General features: G+C 29.7%; 1 protein-coding gene. It reads left to right on the top strand.

Annotated elements, in window-relative coordinates; genetic code table 11:
- Positions 1 to 230 (top strand): PD-(D/E)XK nuclease domain-containing protein (locus ACYQZV_RS09200; protein WP_459895362.1); only part of this gene is annotated, 230 nt, incomplete at its 5' end.
- Between the last annotated feature and the right edge of the window lie 6 nt (positions 231 to 236).

Genomic DNA, 236 nt, shown 5'->3' with positions numbered 1-236 from the left:
ACACCACAAATAAAGGAAGGATTGATTTATCCGCTTTTATAGGAGATAAAATATACATTATAGAGTTTAAACTATCAGACAAGCCATCTGATGACCCACTAAAACAGATAAAAGAGAAAAAGTATTATGAAAAGTATCTATCCGAAAATAAAGAAGTATATATAGTGGGTATAGAGTTTTCTGATACGGATAAAAACATAGTAGGTTTTGGATGGGAGAGGATAAAATAAGTTTTT

It is taken from the genome of Hydrogenobaculum acidophilum (genome assembly GCF_054656715.1).
This window is presented reverse-complemented; position numbering and strand designations above follow the sequence as displayed.